Genomic DNA, 16,775 nt, shown 5'->3' with positions numbered 1-16,775 from the left:
ACCACCGTGGACCTGGGGGCCAGCGGCCTGGCGGATGGCAAGTTCACCGTCAAGGCGGACGTGACCGACCAGGCGGGCAACCCGGCGACCGACAGCGAGAATGCGATCCTGGACAGCGTAGCTTCCTCAGCACCGACCGTGACCATCGTTGATGACACCAATAATGACCAAATGCTGACCAAGGCCGAGATTGGCAATGATCAGATCCAGGTTCGGGCAGAGGTCAATCATGCTGACTTGGTTGCGGGTGGCAAGGTGACGCTGACTATCAACAATGGCGGGGTGAACAGCACTGTCCAATTGACGCTCAAGGCCGATGGCACCCTGCTGGCAAGCAATGGCAAGAGCTACGGCTATCAGAACGGCACCATCAGCTGGACGGAAACGACCCCGGCCAACGGCAAGTCGTTGACGGTGACGGCAACCCAGACTGACAAGGCGGGCAACGTCTCACTGCCGGGCAGCGACAACGCGCAGATCCTGAATGAAGCGCCGGAGACTGTGAATAAACAGGCAAACGGTCAGGAAGATGCCGCCAGCATCGCCATTCCGACCCTCAGTGGCAGCGACATTGATGGCAACGTGGTGAGTTTCACCATCAAGAGCCTGCCTGCCAACGGCATCCTCTATCTGAACGGGGTGGCGGTGACCGTGGATCAGAGCATTGCGGTGGCGGACGCCGGCAAGCTCACCTTCACTCCGAATGCGAACTGGAATGGCAACACCAGCTTCAACTATGCGGCGGTAGACAACGACGGCGCCGTGGATGCGAGTCCCGCAACCGTGACCATCAAGGTGGATGCGGTCAACGATCTGCCGACACTGAGCATCTCCAACGGGGTTGTCGTCTCTGAAGAGGGGTTGGCAAACGGCATTGCCGACACGGTCGGCAACCCGGATACCACCAATGCCATCAAGGCGTCGGGTACCCTCTCGGTGGGCGACATCGACAGCAGCACACTCAACATTTCCCTGAATGGACCGGCCGGGCTGACGTCCGGTGGGGCCAAGGTCCAGTGGAGCTGGGATGCGGGCAGCAAGACGCTGGTTGGCTACACAGGAGTGATTGGCGGCGCCGATTACAAGGCGGTGGTCGAGGTCAAGCTGACGGCACCCAATGCCAGCGGCAAGGGAGAGTGGACCTATGACGTGACCCTCAAAGGCCCCCTCGACCACGGGGATACGACCTCGGAAGACAAGCTGTCGTTCCAGCTGGATGTGGAGGTCTCCGATGGCAGCGGTGTCACCAAGGGCAAGCTGGATGTCAGCGTCGAGGACGACTCCCCCATTGCCGGCAACAGCGATGCCGTTTCCGTGGTGAAGACCGATATTCCGAACGTGCTGACCGGGCTCTTCGACCTGACCAAGTACAGTGGCAACCAGAGCATCCTGAACATGGCGGGCTTTACCATCAGCGCCCTGGGCTTCAAGTCGGCAACCGATTCCTCACTGGTAACGGCGGATGTCAATGGCTCCAGCTCGGGGCTGGGGGTGGCCAGCGGTGCTGCGCCTTACCACAACCTCGCCAACGAGATTGACTTCCGTCACTTTGCCGACGGGTCGTCCGCCTCCGAGCAGTTGATCGTCAGGCTGGATGCAGGCAAGGTTGCCTACGGCGCCAACATCAAGTTCAGCAAGATGTTTGGCGGCGAGCTCGAGAGCGGGGTCGTGGAGTTCTATCGCGGTGGTGTACTGATCAGTACCCTGGTATTCAACTCCAACGCATCGGGTGGGGAGTTCAACCAGAACTTCCAGGTGCAGCAGGGCGGCTTTGATACCATGGTGATCAAGGCGACCAACAACGGCAACACCAATACCTCCGACAACAGCGACTTCACCGTACAGAGCATCGAGTTCCTCGGTTCCAACACGGCGCAGGCAATCGCCTATGGTTCCGGCACCGTGACCCCGCAGTGGGGGGCGGACGGCAAGGGCTCCATCGGGCTGGTAATGGACCCGGCAACCTTCGAAAATGGTCTGCGAACGGCTTCCGGTTCTGCCATCGCCATCACCGCCAGCGGCGCCAATACCCTGGTCGGGAAGGATGCGGACGGCAACCTTGTCTTCAAGCTGGAGTTTACGCCGGCCACAGGCAAGTGGGAGTTCTTCCAGTATCAGCGTATGTCCAAACCTCTGGGTGATGGTGACATCGACTTCCAGATCCGGGTGGTGGATGGTGACGGCGACGCCAGCATTGGCTCCTTTGCAACCAAGCCTCTCTTCACGCCGCTGGTTCAGGGAGTCTCCAGCGAGAGCGTAACCGAAGGGGGCAATCTGCTGCACAAAGTCACCCTGTCAGATGCGACCCAGGAAGCGACTGAATACGATTTCGCCATTCGTGGTTCGGGCAACAACCCCGCCTCCAACCAGGATTGGGGCAATGCCCAGTTCAGCAATGGTGTGACCTATAACAGCACTACCGGCAAGATCACAGTACCAGCCGGCGTGTCGGACTTCACTGTGACCATCCCGACGGTGAACGATCGCTTGGTCGAAACGAACGAGACCCTCTCGGTGACCATCGGTGGGCAGAGCGGGACCGGCACCATAGTGGACAACGATCGGGCGCCGGTGACCACGGGTGGCTACAGTGCCGGCAAGGAGGACACGCCACTGGTGCTGAAGTGGGCCCAGTTTGGTGCCAGCGATGATCAGGCCGCTTCTGACCTGAGCGTGCAGATCAACACCCTGCCGCTGAGCGGCAAGCTGGAATACCTGAACGCTGCTGGCCAGTGGATTGCGGTGAAGGTGGGGGATCTTGTCTCCTACGCCGATATCGACAGCGGCCATCTGCGCTTTGTGCCTAGCCTCAATGAATCCAGCAGCAATGCCCTCAATGGTGGCGGTACGACGACGGGCAACCAGCAAGGGGACTACGCCACTCTGGGTTACCAGATCAGCGATGGTGCCAACCTGAGTAACTCAGGCAAGCTGGTGATCGATATCACAGCGGTCGCGGACAAGCCGGTGGTCGACATCAGCCTGACGGGCAACGGCGTCCCGCTTTATACCCAGTACCCGTCGTCCGGCATCTCCACCGGGGCGTTCCAGAGCGGCAACTTCAACAAGGGCAACTTTGGCATCACCAATAGTCTGACCGACAGCACCACCAGTCAGGATCAAGTGGTGGGTGGCAACGGCAATGACTACATCGTCAGCGTTAAGGGCGGCGGCGATTACTTCGTCGGCGGTGCTGGCAATGACGTGCTGGTCGGTGGTAACTCCACCTCAGGTGACACCCTCGACGGCGGTACCGGCAACGATATCCTGGTGGCCGGACTGGGTGGCGACACCCTGTTTGGCGGTGCCGGTACCGACCTGGCCGTACTGATGGGCTCGCGTGCCAACTATGTCATCGAGCGCAGAAGTGATGGCGGCTTCAACTTCCTGGTGAAGGAGAACGGCGTCACCATCAGCAAGTCGCTCTACGACATCGAGCTGGTGCAGTTTGATGACGGTATCTACCAGTTCAACCAGACCGACGGCACCCTGACGGCGGTACAGCCGAGCGTGGTGGATTACCCGCTCGAGATCACTGCTTCCCTGACCGACCGGGATGGTAGCGAGCAGTTCGACAGCCTGGTGCTGACCGGCATGCCGACGGGGTCGACCCTCTATCAGGGCTCCACCGCGCTCGGTACCGTGGGGGCCAATGGCACGCTGACGCTGAGCGGTCTGTGGAACCAGAGTGCACTGGACATCAAACTGACCGGTCTGACCCTGCGGGTGCCGGGCAGCAGTGCCGGCCAGTTCGACCTCAAGGTTGAAGCCATCGCCAAGGAAGTGGCGACCGATCAGACCAGCAGCGCATCGGATCAGGACTCGATCCGCATGAGCTACTTCCTTTCTACCGAAGGGGAGCCGGGCGATCAGAACCGCACCTATGGCAGCGAACACAATATCGTGGTCGGGGATCTGGATGGCAGCGTGGTGCTGCCGGGCCAGAACTACAACATCGCCTTTATGGTCGACAGCTCGGGCAGTATCGGCACCAGCGCCATGAACACCATAAAGAGCCAGTTGGCACAGATCTTCGCCAGCCTCAAGGCGAGCGCAGGTAGCGAAGGGGCTGGTACAGTCAACATCATGCTGGTTGACTTTGATGCTCTGTCGAATGCCAGTATTAGTGTGAACCTGAAAGACAGCAATGCCTTGAATCAGCTGCAGGCTGTAATCGATTCCATGAGTAGCGGAGGGGGTACCAACTATGAAGATGTGTTCAAGACGGTTGCCAACTGGTTCAGTAGTTCTACGGCTCAAAGTAACAGTAATGCCAAGAATCTGACCTATTTCATTACCGATGGTCAGCCGACTTATTACCTCGGTAACGAAGGTTCCAACCCGAGGGTATTGAATTTCTCAGGTAGCAGCTATGACGTCTATCTCAACAGTCTGCTTGGTGGCACCTATATTCCGGGTCGGGTATATAGCTCCAATGGCTACACCATCATCGATAGCGCTGGCCGAGTGTATGCCGATGGTAGATACAGCAACCCGATCGGTTTTATGCGTCCGGATGGTAGAGGGGGATATACCTACTCAACACTGGATGGTGATGGCGGCACTACCTCCAGCTCAACTATCAATAACTCGGTAGCAGGTTTTGGGCTGCTTACAGGGATGGGGGTTACGGTAGAAGCGATCGGACTGGGGGCCAACATCTCCTACAACGATCTCAAGTCCTACGACTCTGACGGCGTCATCATGACCGGCGTCAACGCCAGCGATTTGGCCAACGCTATTCTGGGCACGTCGGTGAACAACCTGCCGGGCAGTGACCGGATCGACGGCGGTGCTGGCGACGATATCCTGTTCGGGGATGCCATCCACTTCGCCGGTATCAATGGTGAAGGCTACGCGGCCATCAAGCAGTATGTGGCCGGCAAGCTGGGCGCAGGCTCGGTGACCGATGCCCAGGTCCATGACTACATCACGGACCATGCCAGCGAGTTCGATCAGTCCTCCAGCAATGACAAGGCGGACGTGCTAATTGGTGGGGATGGCAACGACATCCTGTTCGGTCAGGGTGGCGATGACTTCCTGTTCGGTGGTGCCGGCAACGACATCCTGTTCGGTGGTGCCGGCAACGACACCCTGTATGGCGAGAGCGGTAACGATACCCTGTACGGTGGCAGTGGCAACGATACCCTGTTTGGTGGAATCGGCGACGATAACCTGATCGGCGGTCTGGGCAATGACATCCTGGTCGGCGGGCTTGGCAATGACATCCTCAAGGGGGATGGCGGTGCCGATACCTTCACCTGGCTGCAGGGCGACACAGCCGCAGGCAGCGTTGCCAAGGATTACGTGGTCGACTTCTCCAAGGCGGAAGGTGACAAGCTGGATCTGAGCGACCTGCTGGATCACGATGGTTCTCGTAACCAGAACGATCTGAAGAGCCTGCTGTCGGTGTTCCAGGACAATGAGGGGGTACATCTACAGGTCAAGGAGAGCAGTACTGCGCCGGTGACTCAGGAGATTGTACTGATGAACCATACCTTCGATAGTCTGACGGGGGGGGCCGGTACCACTGCCAACCAGGTGATCGATTACATGTTGACTAACAACATGCTCGATATCGACAAGTAAGCCCAACTCGGGGCAATAAAAAAGCGGCAGAGTAATCTGCCGCTTTTTTTATCTTTGCAGGTAAGTGAAATCAGTTGCCGAGGGTGGCGAACAGGCTCTGCTCCAGAGAGCCGCGGGAGACACAGACCGGCTTGATGGACGGGGCTGGTACGCGCTCGCCTGAGGATTCAACAAAGAACAGCTCGGTGTTGCCCTTGACGTTGACAGTGGCCACGCTGCTGTTGCCGCTCTGGGTGATGATCAGGTTGATCTGCAGGTTCGGGTTGCCCAGTGCAACTTTTGAACCCATGGTACCGCAGTCCAGCCACTCCAGTCCGTCGGCTGATTGGTTGACATTGGCGGTCATCAGGCCGGCACCGCGCTGACTGTTTTCGATGGTGAGGCCGTGATCGGTGAACCATTTCTCGGCGCGAGCCCATACCAGATCCACCGGGATCGCCATCTCCTGGGTATTGTTGGTCGCTTTGGCGACCGGCGGATTGTAGCGATACTCCTCACCACCGTTATTGTCACCAGCACAACCCGCCAGCAACAGCGCCAATGCGCACCCCATCATCTTTTTCATCTTGCTTCTCTCGTCCATTTATCAGGCCATTGGCCAACCGGTGCCTATTATCACCTGAGCGACAACCTCTGTCAGCATGCGTGCTGCATCGGTGTAAACTGAGGGGTTACCGTGGGTGCTTTACAAAATTGGTTTGCTATCATAGATTTGCTCGAAATTCCTCCATAAGCGCCTCTGTGACCAACATGCTTACCCCGGATCTGCTGCAGCAGATCATCGACCAGTTGCCAATGAGTATCTTTTGTCGTGATAGGCATGGTCGCTACCTGTTTGCCAATCGTGAATTTGCCATTGAGGCCAGGCTGGGTTCACCCGCCGAGGTGGTCGGCAAGAGTGATGCCGAGATGCCATGGGGTGATGTATTTCGCACTGAGGATGCGCAGTTGCTGACGGGGGGCGTTCCCTTGCTTCATCAACAGTTGCACTGCAACCGGGGCGGTGAGACCTGCTGGATGGAGGTGCACAAGATCCCGCTTTACACGGCTCAGGGTGAGCCATACGCCGTATTCGGAATGGTCAACGAGATTGCCCAGCGCAAGCACCTGGAACAGACGGTCAAAAAACAGCAGTTGTTGCAGCGTTTTCTGCTCGATGCCATCCCTGACCTGATCCGTTTCGATGATCACAACGGGGTGTTGCTGGAGTGTAACCAGGCATTTCTCGACTTTATTGGTCAGGGGGCGGATGAGGTGCTGGGTCAGCAGATACCATATCGGTTGGCGGCCCCCCAAGGGATGGGCCACGGCGAATGTTGCCTGCTGGATGCCAGCGGGCAGGGGCGGCACATGGAGATCACCCGGGTCGATGTCCCCGATGGTGATGGTCACTCCCTCGGGATCCTGACGCTGGGACGCGATATCACCGGCTTGCGGACCACCCAGGCGCAGTTGCAGCAGGAGCAGCACTACGACAGCCTCACCGGGCTGCTCAAACTCTCCCGTTTCTTGCAGACCAGCCGCCATTTGGGGGGCCGCAGCGCCACGCTGGTGCTGGTCGATCTGCACCACTTTCGTGAGGTTAACGATCGTTTCGGAATCCGGATTGCCGATCGCCTGCTGAGCCAGGTGGCCAAGCGACTACAGCAGTTGGTTCCGCCGCGAACCCTGCTTTGCCGTGTGGCTGCCGATGACTTTTGTCTGCTACTTCCCGAGTTCAACGAGCCTTTGCTGGAGTGGAACCAGCATCTGCAGCAGCAGTTGATGGAGTTCTATCAGGTGGAAGAGCATCGTATCCAGATTCCGGTGTTTCTGGGGTTGGCTCAGGGGCGGGCAAACGATGCCGAGCGATTGCTTAGCCACGCCGAAGCAGCGTTGGCGCAGGGCAAGCGGCAGCAGCAGTACTGCACCCTGTTTGATCCTTATCTGCAGGCGAGACTTAAGCGGCGCCAGCTGATCGCCGCCCAGTTGCCGCTCGCCATCAAGTCATCCCAGCTGATTGCCGTCTATCAACCCATTATCAGCAGCACAACCCATCAGCTTTGTGGCGCAGAATTACTTTGCCGCTGGCCGCATCCTGAACTTGGCATGATCTCGCCGGAAGAGTTCATTCCACTGGCGGAAGAGATGGGGATCATCGGCCAACTTGGTCAGCTGATGCTGGAGTTGGGGTGTGCTCAGTTGGCCCAGTGGCAAACCGCTCGGTCGGATATGGTGCTCTCCATCAACCTTTCGCCGTTGCAGTTTCGTGATCCGGCGCTCTGCAAGCTGGTGCAGGGCTGCATTGCCCGTCATGGTCTGAATGCAGGCCAGCTGGAGCTGGAGATCACTGAAGGAGTCTTGATGGAGAATGCCGATGAGATTGAGACCAACCTGGATAACCTGATCGCCGCCGGTTTTCAACTGGCCATCGATGATTTCGGTACCGGGTATTGCTCGCTGGCCTATCTGCCAAGGCTCAAGGTCGCCACGCTCAAGCTGGATCGCAGCTTCACCCAGGGGTTGGTCAGCAACAGTGCCACCACCGCCATCGTGCGATCGGTCATCGGACTTGGCCATGAGCTGGGGATCCGCATTACTGCAGAAGGGGTGGAAACCGTCGAGCAGCAGTTGTGGCTGACCCAGGCGGGTTGTGATCGGCTACAGGGCTATCTGTTCAGCCCCCCGTTGCCGCCCGACCAGTTTGCCGCCAGTTATTTGTGACAGTCTGCAATAACAGAGAGGCCACCCACAGGTGGCCTCTCTGTTTTGTGGCAGGGATCAATCCTGAAAGTAGGTGCCCCAGCCATCGTAGTCCACCCCGTATTTTTCCAGGATGGGCAGCATCTTTTCGATATCGGCAACGATGGCTTCGACATCCAGTTTGCACTCGATGGTGGCATCGAAGCAGAAGATGGTGGCGCCGTCATCCAGCTCCATCTCTTCGGCATCGGTCACTTCAAATCCGGCCTTGAACAGGTCAACCGCTGCTTTTTCCAAACGGTCGAAATCCTGGCAGGCGAAGTGGTGCTCGATGTCGTAATCCGCATCGGGATTGCTGCCATCGGCCAGCAGTTCGTTGACGATCTCGGTGGTCTCATCACGCCACTCTTGCATATTCAGACTCATGTTGCCTCCAGGCGGTATCATTGCGGCAAAGCATACTCGCAGAGTGGATTCGGCTCAATGTGGCTGACCTGCTGACCCTCTAATTTCTATCATATTGACGCTGCCTGTAGGCATGCAGGGGCCAGCAAGTGTGGGAAAAGGGACTGAAATGGGTGATATATGGCCATGGCGTTCAGTTGTTGAGCGAACGCGCTTTTTATCGTGCCATCATGGTTGACACTCTGCGCAGGAAAGGGTTTAATGCGCGCCGTTGCCCAGATAGCTCAGTCGGTAGAGCAGGGGATTGAAAATCCCCGTGTCGGCGGTTCGATTCCGTCTCTGGGCACCACAATTCCTCCTTAGTTCAGTCGGTAGAACGGCGGACTGTTAATCCGTATGTCACTGGTTCAAGTCCAGTAGGAGGAGCCAAATTCGAAAAGCCCGCTCAATCGAGCGGGCTTTTTCATTTCTAGTTGCTGTTGCATGCCGCCAAAAAGAGCGTCGCACCACAGGTGGCACTGAACAACAGCATTCCGGTCTGCAGCATGCTGCCAGGGCAGGGCTTCTTCTCTCTTTTTCTGGCCCTGATCCACTTCGGTTTCATCACGTTTCCTTATCCATTTTGTCGCACTCCTGTGCAGGCTCGCCATCTTTGTTGAATGGCGCCATGGCGTCAATCTCCCTCGCAAAACAATTAATTCAGCACAGTTGAACCGTGTCTTCTCTGGAGATGTTTCGACCTTTAAGCCATTGTTAACATTTTGGAAAACCTGAGTGACCCTGTGGCCTGGCGGGGATATGATGGGATCAATGATGTTCCCATCCTGACGGAGAGATCCCAGATGAGCAGCCCCTTGAGCTATGTACTGGACGGCATTCATTGCGAGCCGCACTTTTTTACCGTTCCCCTCGATCATGATGAGCCGGATGGTGACAGCATTACCCTGTTTGCCCGTACCCTCTGCCGTAAAGACAAGCTCGATGAGAAGTTGCCCTGGCTGCTGTTTTTGCAAGGGGGGCCGGGATTCGGGGCGCCGCGCCCGACGGCTAACAGTGGTTGGCTCAAGCGGGCGTTGCAGGAGTTCAGAGTGCTGCTGCTGGATCAGCGTGGCACCGGGATGTCGAGCCCCATCCATGGGCATATTCTGGCCAAAATGACACCGACCGAGCAGGCGGAGTATCTCGGCCATTTTCGCGCCGACAGCATAGTGCAAGATGCCGAGTTCATCCGGCAGGAGCTCAGCCCCAAGCATCGCTGGAGCCTGCTGGGGCAAAGTTTTGGCGGCTTCTGCTGCCTGACCTATCTCTCGCTCTTCCCCGATAGCCTGCGGGAGGTCTATATCACCGGCGGCATCGCGCCGATTGGCCGCAGCGCCGAGGAGGTTTACCGCGCCACCTACCAGAGGGTGGCTGACAAGAACCGTGCCTTCTTCGCCCGTTTCCCCCACGTTCAGGGGATTGCCAACCGGTTGGCCAACCATCTGCACCAGCATGATGTGCGGCTGCCCAACGGTCAGCGCCTGACGGTGGAGCAGTTCCAGCAGCAAGGGCTGGATCTCGGTGCTACGGGGGCCTTCGAGGAACTCTATTACCTGCTGGAAGAGGCTTTTATCGGCGACAAGCTGAGTCCGGCCTTTCTCTATCAGGTACAGAGCATGCAGCCATTCAACACCAACCCGCTGTTTGCCATCCTGCACGAGGCTATCTACGCCGAGGGGGAGGCGACTCGCTGGGCGGCGGATCGGGTCAGAGGGGAATTCCCGGCGGTGAACTGGGCACCTGGAAAGGATTTCGCCTTCACCGGCGAGATGGTTTACCCCTGGATGTTCGAGCAGTTCCGCGAGTTGCTGCCCCTGAAAGAGGCGGCTCATCTGCTGGCCAACAAGGCGGACTGGGGCACGCTCTATGACCCGGCCAAGCTTGCCCGCAACAAGGTGCCGGTAGCCTGCGCCGTCTATGCCGAGGATATGTATGTGGAGTTTGACTACAGTCGCGAGACCCTGCGTGGCCTGGGTAGCAGCCGTGCCTGGATCACCAACGAGTATGAGCACAACGGTTTGCGCGCCGATGGTGAAGCTATTCTTGATCGTCTGATCGCGTTGAATCGAGACCGTTAATTGCCGTTATCTGCAACCCGCGCGGGAGTTTGGACTCCCGCGCGGGTTGTTATGAAAGCGTGACTCCCTGAACCTTGGCCCGCGTCACCTGACGATGAGAGGATAGCGGGCTGATTAATTTCCCCCTCTTTCACTGTTTCTGCCGATCCCTCACCATATACTTGCCAAACGACTCTGAATTGAGCGGCAGTCAAATCGATTGACCAGCCCTTGCTCGTTACCATTAGAAAGTCGCTCTACCGCTCTGTATCCCGCGTATCAGATATGCCATCTCTGCATGCCCCACTATCAGGGGGATGGGATGGTTGTGCTTTTCAATCAAGATAAGGATGTATGATGAGAAAGTCTCTGTTGGCCTGCTCCCTGTTGCTGTGCCCTGTCGTGTTTGCTGCCGCCCCCCATTGGGAATATAGCGGTGAGGCGGGGCCTGCCCACTGGGCCAAGCTGACCCCTGAGTTTGGTCAGTGTGCGGGCAGCAATCAGTCGCCGGTTGACCTGAGCGGATTGGTCGAGGCCAAACTGGCCCCGCTGGTACTCCACTATCAGGCGGGTGGCAACACAGTGGTCAACAACGGTCATACCGTGCAGGTCGGTTATGCCCCGGGCAGCACCTTGCAACTCGATGGCACCACGTTTGAACTAAAGCAGTTCCACTTCCACGCCCCGAGTGAGAACCTCATCGAGGGCAAATCCTATCCGCTGGAAGGGCATTTGGTACACGTCAGTGACAAGGGAGAGATCGCCGTGGTGGCGGTGATGTTCGAGGCTGGCAAGGCCAATCCGGCACTGGCGGCAGCCTGGGGTGAACTACCGGCCAAGGTGGGGGAGATCCACACCCTCAAGGCACCGCTCTCTGCTGAGCAACTACTGCCCGAGAATCGTGACTACTATCGCTTCAGCGGCTCCCTTACGACGCCTCCCTGCTCGGAAGGAGTGCGCTGGCTGGTGATGAAGCAGCCGGTTGAGGTTAGTCAGGCCCAGATCGACGCCTTCAAGTCGGTGATGCACCACCCCAACAACCGGCCGGTGCAACCGCTCAATGGGCGCGTGGTCCTGCAATAACACAGCGTTGCAATAGCACAGTAGATAGCAAAAACAACAAGAGGGCCGTCAGGCCCTCTTTTACATGGCGAGGTATCGGTGTGCGATTACAGGCTAGCAGCGATGCGGGCGCCGAGGGCCGCGTTGTTCAGTACCAGCTGGATGTTGGCTGCCAGCGAGTTGCCGCCGGTCAGTTCGCAGACGCGGGCCAGCAGGAAGGGGGTTGACGCCTTGCCCTTGATCCCCTGCTCGTCCGCTTCATGGAGCGCTCGGGCGATGGCCGCGTCGATATCGGCTTTCGGCATGGCGTGTGCGGTCGGGATGGGGTTGGCCACTACGGCGCCGCCCGCCAGTCCCAGCTCCCACTTGAGGCGCAGCGCCTCGGCGATGGCTGCCGGGGTATCGAGGCGATAGTCAACCTTGAAGCCGCTCTCGCGGGTGTAGAAGGCGGGCAGCTCGCCCGTTTGATAGCCGATCACCGGCACGCCCTGGGTCTCCAGATACTCCAGCGTCAGGCCGATATCGAGGATCGACTTGGCACCGGCGCAGACCACAGCCACCGGCGTTTGTGCCAGCTCCTGCAGGTCGGCTGAGATATCGAAGGTCTCCTGCGCACCGCGATGTACCCCGCCAATACCGCCGGTGGCAAAGACCCGGATCCCCGCCATGGCGGCGATGATCATGGTGGATGCGACGGTAGTAGCGCCCATTCCCTTGCGTGCCAGCACGAACGGAATATCCCGGCGGCTGCACTTGGTTACGTCGTGGCCTGCCCGGCCCAGCGCTTCCAGCGCCCCCGCATCGAGACCCACCTTGAGGCGGCCGTCGAGGATGGCGATAGTGGCTGGAATAGCGCCGTTATCGCGTACCACTTGCTCTACCTGACGGGCCGTCTCCACGTTCTGCGGATAGGGCATGCCGTGGGAGATAATGGTGGATTCGAGGGCGACGACCGGTTTGCCAGCGGCCAGCGCGGCAGCAACTTCCGGTTGGATATCGAGGTAAGTATTCAGCATGGGTACTCCTCCAGTATGCGGTCAACGGCGGTTTTGCAGAGACCGGAAAAAACGGTATCGGAACAATTGACGGTGAGGGCGGCACAGCCCAGGGCAAAACGGGTGGTCTGTGTGATATCGAGATCTTGCAGCCAGGCGTGGGCGAGGCCGGCCATAAAGGCATCCCCGCCACCGGTGACGTTGAGCACCGGGCTGCCCAGTATCGGCAGGTGGCCCTGCTGCTCGCCGTCGCTATAGAAGATCCCCTGCTCACCCAGACTGAGGAACAATCGCTTGACTCCGGCGCGGTGGAACCAGGCGGCTACCATGGGCCAAGAGTCTGGCCCGGCGATGGTCATGCCACACAACTGTTCGGCTTCGCTGCGATTGGGTTTGAGGGTGTGGATCTTGCCGAGCCAGGGGCGGATCTTCTCCACCTTGGCCACCGAGACGGTATCGACAAAGATGGCGTGATCCCCCTGTCGTTCGAACAGCCAGTCGAGGGTGTGGATGGCCAGATTGGTGTCGAGCACCCAGAGCTTGGCACCCCCGAGAAAGCCGCCAAGGGGGGTCAGGCGGGCAGGGGTGAGCTGCTCTATGATAGCCATGTCGTTAATGGCGCAGCTCATTTCACCGCTCCCATCGTGAATGCTGAGGTAGCAGGAGGTCGCGTGACCATCGAGCACCAGGGTCTGGCGTACATCGACGCCGGCTCGTTGACTCACCTCTAGCAGATGGTGACCATACTGGTCGTTGCCGACGGCAGTCAGCAACCGGGTATCGCTCCCTAATCGCGCCAGATTCTCGGCGATATTGCGGCCGACACCACCGGCTGAAGTGCGCACTTTGCCCGGGTTGGAGTCACCGAGCAGCAGGTTGTCGTGGCTGGTACCGCATATATCCATATTGGCACCGCCGATCACGACTACATAGGGCCCCTCTCGTAGTACATAGCCTCTGCCCTGCACATATCCCTGCCGGATCAGGCTGGAGATATGGCTGGCCAGCGCAGAGCGGCTAATGCCGAGGTTGTCGGCCAGATCCTGCTGGGCAATCATGGGATCCTGACGCAACAGGGCGAGGATCTCTTGTTCACGCTCGGTCATAGACAAATATCCATTTAAAAACGTTTGTCTATTATTGCTGATAAACGTTTTCTAGCTATCGGGTTATACAAAATTTGTCGGTTCGCGCACAAAAAAACGTCATGTGGGTTGGTTGGTGAACGGGTAAGCCGGCCGAAGTATTTTTCACCGGGCTGACGTTCCATTGCGGCTTATAATGGCCGCAGCAAGATGAGGAGAGATAATGGAAAAGAGTGCATTCTGCTGTGTGGGGCTGGTCAATCCCAAGTCCCCGGAAAATGTCGGCTCGGTGATGCGGGCTGCGGGTTGCTACGGAGTGGATGAGGTCTACTACACCGGCAACCGATTCGAGCTGGCACGCCGCTTTGCCACTGATACCAAGCAGATGGTGGAGAAGATCCCGCTGCTCGGGGTGGATGACCTGATGGCGTTTATCCCGCAAGGTTGTGTGCCCGTGGTGGTCGATCTGATCGACGGAGCCACGCCGCTCCCGGACTACGTTCATCCGGAGCGTGCCTTCTATATCTTCGGACCGGAGGATGGCACACTCGATCCCGCACTCTACGGGGCGGTGAAAGATGTGGTTTATGTGCCGACCCGGGGTTGCATGAATCTGGCTGCCTCGGTCAATGTGATCCTCTATGATCGGTTGGCCAAGGGAATGAGGGGAGAGTAATTAGCGCAACGCTATCACTCAGTTGCAGGGCTGGTCGCCACTTTCTGCTCCAGCTCTTTGATAAAACCCTGATAGTAGTCATAGAGCTGATAGTGCTTATAGATCTCTGCCAAAGCCCCGCTGCGGATCAACTGAACCATCTCCTTATCCCAGAGCTGCAACATCCGGTTGCCTTGCTGGGTATTGGCAAAGATGGGATAGGTCGGGATCCAGCGCAGGAAGACACGATGCAGCTCGGGAGGGATAGCCTCATCCACATAGAGCACGCCGGCAGTCAGGTAATAACGATAACGCTCTTTACCGAGCAGTTGCAGAGCCAGCTCATCGCTATCAATTTCATGCCACAGCATGTTGACCGTAATGTATTTGTCGAATGCCCAGCCTCGTTGCCATATCACGGTTTGCCCTTCCAGACTTTGCTCTCCCTGCCACTGGGGCTGCCATTTTTTGAGCATGAATACGGTCAGGTCATCGGCTGATGCCGCATAGCGAGGCTGTTGTACGCCGGAGACTTCATCGCGATATACCCCCATGGCGATATCTCCTCCTTTTTTAGCAATAATCGCGAGGGCACGCTTATAGGGCACAATATGGGGGATGACCTGGTAACCGTGAGGCTGGTAGATGGCTCGCACCAGATCAAGATAAAGGCCTTTGCCATCCTTTTGACAAAAACCGGGCCAATCATCGCAATAAACGTCAATAGACTCTGCCCGGCAATTAACCGCAGTACACAGACAACAGAGCAACAGACAGATGCGTAGCATGGTCAGAGCTGGCCTCATTGGGGTAGAGGAAAAACACTCATGACCTACTTTATACCATGGCATTGATGGTGACGGCGTACAGAAAAAATCCATGATGTTCATTTTGCGACAGGGTCGAGGGTTATTTTCAATCTGATGGTTATGATGGTCTCAAGATTCAATAGCACCCCAATCAGTAGAGGAGACTGCGTTATGCCATCGATCAAAACTCTGCTTTGTCCTGTCGATTTTTCCCAAATGTCCCGGACTGTACTCGACTATGCCGTATTCATGGCGCAGAGCCATCAGGCCCAGCTCAAGCTGATCCATGTCGTTGACCAACTACACGGCTTTGACAGTTACAAAATTCTTCATATGACCGCTGTTGAGATCACTCACGAAATGGAGCGTCAGGCCAGAACCCAACTCAAGGAACTGATTGCAACCCTCCCTATCCCGGCTACGTTTGACATTCGTTTTGGCCGAGCGGCGGATGAAATCATTATTCAGGCCAAGGAAGACGAGGTTGAACTTATCGTCATGGGCAGCCACGGTCGTTCCGGTATCAGTCATCTGCTGGTAGGCAGCGTTGCCGAGTCCGTGGTGCGTCATGCTCCGTGTCCGGTACTGGTGGTGCGCCAATGATTCACTGTATAGCAACACAATAAAAAACAAGGCCAGCAAGAGCTGGCCTTGTTTTTTATTGTGTTACTGCTAGCCGTGAGCGTAGATGACACTTCCCCCTTTTATGGTATCTATGATGGCCCTGGCCTGCTCCTTTGGCAGGGCTGGGCAGCCCCAGCTGCGGCCCAGTCTGTCATGTTTACGCAGATGGTTTGGGCTGGCATAGGCGGCGCCGTGTACTACGATTGCGCGTTTGCGGGCATTGCAATTTTTGCCTGGTGACAAGCCATCAAGTCGAAGTGAATAGCCATGTTTGCCTAGATAGGTCTCTGCTGTGCGGTATACTCCGAGAGAGCTTTGCCGGGAGTTGAGCTGATTGGAGAAGCGTTCCGCGGCCAGTTCGCCGGAGTTTCGGCCATGACTGACCCAGGTGTGATAAAGCAGTTTGTGGCGTTTCATGTCGATGACGAACAGCCTGCGTTGAGTCGAAGGCTTGCTGTAATCAATGATGGTCAGGATGGTTTTTTGCTTGCTGCGTACGCTTTGATAGCTGACAAGGGCTTTTTGAAAGGTTTGTCTGTCGAGTTTACCGGCAAGCCCAAGCTGCTGGTAGAGATGGCGCTCACTACTGGCGGCGCTATTCCCGCTCCAGCCAATGCTCACCAGCAACAGTAACACTGGCCATAGTGGCCTCCACCGTTTTCCGAGTAACTCTGTCATCCCTGATCCCCTCTTTGCGCATCCTTGCCTGTCAAACGGGCTGAAATTACAGCTATCCGCTCGATAGTTATATGCAAGACCATGAAAACGCGCAA

The 16,775-nt window shown here is 57.4% G+C and carries 13 protein-coding genes and 2 tRNA genes; 8 read left to right on the top strand and 7 right to left on the bottom strand.

Annotation, left to right across the window (positions count from 1 at the left end; translation table 11 throughout):
• On the top strand, positions 1-5,589 hold a 5,589-nt coding region (locus G5154_RS08415), incomplete at its 5' end, for a type I secretion C-terminal target domain-containing protein (RefSeq protein ID WP_421263920.1).
• A gap of 70 nt (positions 5,590-5,659) precedes the next feature.
• Here G5154_RS08415 and G5154_RS08410 read toward each other — a convergent pair.
• Complete coding sequence (locus G5154_RS08410) at positions 5,660-6,154, bottom strand: hypothetical protein (protein WP_216980216.1); 495 nt, start codon at positions 6,152-6,154, stop codon at positions 5,660-5,662.
• 185 nt (positions 6,155-6,339) lie between these two features.
• Between G5154_RS08410 and G5154_RS08405 the strand changes: the two genes are divergently transcribed.
• On the top strand, positions 6,340-8,292 hold the full coding sequence (locus tag G5154_RS08405) for a sensor domain-containing protein (protein WP_005348383.1): 1,953 nt from the start codon (positions 6,340-6,342) through the stop codon (positions 8,290-8,292).
• A 57-nt stretch (positions 8,293-8,349) separates the two neighbouring features.
• On the opposite strand, the gene rraB is transcribed toward G5154_RS08405, so the two are convergent.
• Positions 8,350-8,685: a ribonuclease E inhibitor RraB gene (gene rraB, locus G5154_RS08400; protein ID WP_041234500.1), complete on the bottom strand. Its 336-nt coding sequence runs from the start codon at positions 8,683-8,685 to the stop codon at positions 8,350-8,352.
• Between the two features lie 264 nt (positions 8,686-8,949).
• On the opposite strand from rraB, the gene G5154_RS08395 reads away from it, so the two are divergent.
• Both G5154_RS08395 and G5154_RS08390 read left to right on the top strand, forming a co-directional pair.
• Positions 8,950-9,025, top strand: a tRNA-Phe gene (locus G5154_RS08395).
• Between the two features lie 4 nt (positions 9,026-9,029).
• A tRNA-Asn gene (locus G5154_RS08390) sits at positions 9,030-9,105 on the top strand.
• Here the strand turns inward: G5154_RS08390 and G5154_RS08385 are convergent.
• On the bottom strand, positions 9,084-9,326 hold the full coding sequence (locus tag G5154_RS08385) for a hypothetical protein (protein WP_337072498.1): 243 nt from the start codon (positions 9,324-9,326) through the stop codon (positions 9,084-9,086). The two genes, G5154_RS08390 and G5154_RS08385, sit on opposite strands and share 22 nt — an antisense overlap.
• Positions 9,327-9,518: 192 nt before the next feature.
• Between G5154_RS08385 and G5154_RS08380 the strand changes: the two genes are divergently transcribed.
• Together G5154_RS08380 and G5154_RS08375 are read left to right on the top strand one after the other, a co-directional pair.
• Positions 9,519-10,793 (top strand): alpha/beta fold hydrolase, encoded by a 1,275-nt coding sequence (locus tag G5154_RS08380; RefSeq protein WP_421250713.1) that lies wholly within the window; start codon positions 9,519-9,521, stop codon positions 10,791-10,793.
• Between the two features lie 336 nt (positions 10,794-11,129).
• The gene (locus tag G5154_RS08375) at positions 11,130-11,855 is read left to right on the top strand and encodes a carbonic anhydrase (RefSeq protein ID WP_421250719.1); all 726 of its coding nucleotides are present in this window, start codon (positions 11,130-11,132) and stop codon (positions 11,853-11,855) included.
• Between the two features lie 86 nt (positions 11,856-11,941).
• On the opposite strand, the gene G5154_RS08370 is transcribed toward G5154_RS08375, so the two are convergent.
• Positions 11,942-12,850, bottom strand: coding sequence for a pseudouridine-5'-phosphate glycosidase (locus G5154_RS08370; protein ID WP_005348314.1), 909 nt, complete (start codon positions 12,848-12,850; stop codon positions 11,942-11,944).
• The gene (locus tag G5154_RS08365; protein ID WP_236348681.1) at positions 12,844-13,935 is read right to left on the bottom strand and encodes a PfkB family carbohydrate kinase; all 1,092 of its coding nucleotides are present in this window, start codon (positions 13,933-13,935) and stop codon (positions 12,844-12,846) included. The genes G5154_RS08370 and G5154_RS08365 overlap by 7 nt, the downstream gene beginning before the upstream one ends.
• Positions 13,936-14,137: 202 nt before the next feature.
• On the opposite strand from G5154_RS08365, the gene G5154_RS08360 reads away from it, so the two are divergent.
• Positions 14,138-14,590: an RNA methyltransferase gene (locus G5154_RS08360; protein ID WP_005348310.1), complete on the top strand. Its 453-nt coding sequence runs from the start codon at positions 14,138-14,140 to the stop codon at positions 14,588-14,590.
• Between the two features lie 14 nt (positions 14,591-14,604).
• Here G5154_RS08360 and G5154_RS08355 read toward each other — a convergent pair whose 3' ends face one another.
• Positions 14,605-15,357, bottom strand: a complete 753-nt coding sequence (locus G5154_RS08355) for a hypothetical protein (RefSeq protein WP_337072506.1) — start codon at positions 15,355-15,357, stop codon at positions 14,605-14,607.
• A 192-nt stretch (positions 15,358-15,549) separates the two neighbouring features.
• On the opposite strand from G5154_RS08355, the gene G5154_RS08350 reads away from it, so the two are divergent.
• Positions 15,550-15,981 carry a universal stress protein gene (locus tag G5154_RS08350; protein WP_005348306.1) on the top strand — a complete coding sequence of 144 codons (432 nt, stop codon included), beginning with the start codon at positions 15,550-15,552 and terminating at the stop codon, positions 15,979-15,981.
• A 69-nt stretch (positions 15,982-16,050) separates the two neighbouring features.
• On the opposite strand, the gene G5154_RS08345 is transcribed toward G5154_RS08350, so the two are convergent.
• The gene (locus G5154_RS08345) at positions 16,051-16,680 is read right to left on the bottom strand and encodes a murein L,D-transpeptidase catalytic domain family protein (protein ID WP_005348303.1); all 630 of its coding nucleotides are present in this window, start codon (positions 16,678-16,680) and stop codon (positions 16,051-16,053) included.
• Positions 16,681-16,775 lie beyond the last annotated feature (95 nt).

The sequence above is a fragment of the Aeromonas sp. 600527 genome (assembly GCF_049175415.1).
GTDB lineage: Bacteria > Pseudomonadota > Gammaproteobacteria > Enterobacterales > Aeromonadaceae > Aeromonas > Aeromonas veronii_A.
The sequence above is the reverse complement of the archived record's forward strand: the minus strand, read 5'-3'. Positions and strand labels throughout refer to the sequence as shown.

Bases quoted from the DNA above. Each gene is read 5' to 3' on its own strand.
- G5154_RS08405 (WP_005348383.1), top strand. From the start codon at position 6,340: ATGCTTACCCCGGATCTGCTGCAGCAGATCATCGACCAGTTGCCAATG.
- G5154_RS08410 (WP_216980216.1), bottom strand. From the start codon at position 6,154: ATGAAAAAGATGATGGGGTGCGCATTGGCGCTGTTGCTGGCGGGTTGT.
- G5154_RS08385 (WP_337072498.1), bottom strand. From the start codon at position 9,326: ATGGCGAGCCTGCACAGGAGTGCGACAAAATGGATAAGGAAACGTGAT.
- G5154_RS08360 (WP_005348310.1), top strand. From the start codon at position 14,138: ATGGAAAAGAGTGCATTCTGCTGTGTGGGGCTGGTCAATCCCAAGTCC.
- G5154_RS08375 (WP_421250719.1), top strand. From the start codon at position 11,130: ATGAGAAAGTCTCTGTTGGCCTGCTCCCTGTTGCTGTGCCCTGTCGTG.
- G5154_RS08355 (WP_337072506.1), bottom strand. From the start codon at position 15,357: ATGCTACGCATCTGTCTGTTGCTCTGTTGTCTGTGTACTGCGGTTAAT.
- rraB (WP_041234500.1), bottom strand. From the start codon at position 8,685: ATGCAAGAGTGGCGTGATGAGACCACCGAGATCGTCAACGAACTGCTG.
- G5154_RS08380 (WP_421250713.1), top strand. From the start codon at position 9,519: ATGAGCAGCCCCTTGAGCTATGTACTGGACGGCATTCATTGCGAGCCG.
- G5154_RS08370 (WP_005348314.1), bottom strand. From the start codon at position 12,850: ATGCTGAATACTTACCTCGATATCCAACCGGAAGTTGCTGCCGCGCTG.
- G5154_RS08350 (WP_005348306.1), top strand. From the start codon at position 15,550: ATGCCATCGATCAAAACTCTGCTTTGTCCTGTCGATTTTTCCCAAATG.
- G5154_RS08345 (WP_005348303.1), bottom strand. From the start codon at position 16,680: ATGACAGAGTTACTCGGAAAACGGTGGAGGCCACTATGGCCAGTGTTA.
- G5154_RS08365 (WP_236348681.1), bottom strand. From the start codon at position 13,935: ATGACCGAGCGTGAACAAGAGATCCTCGCCCTGTTGCGTCAGGATCCC.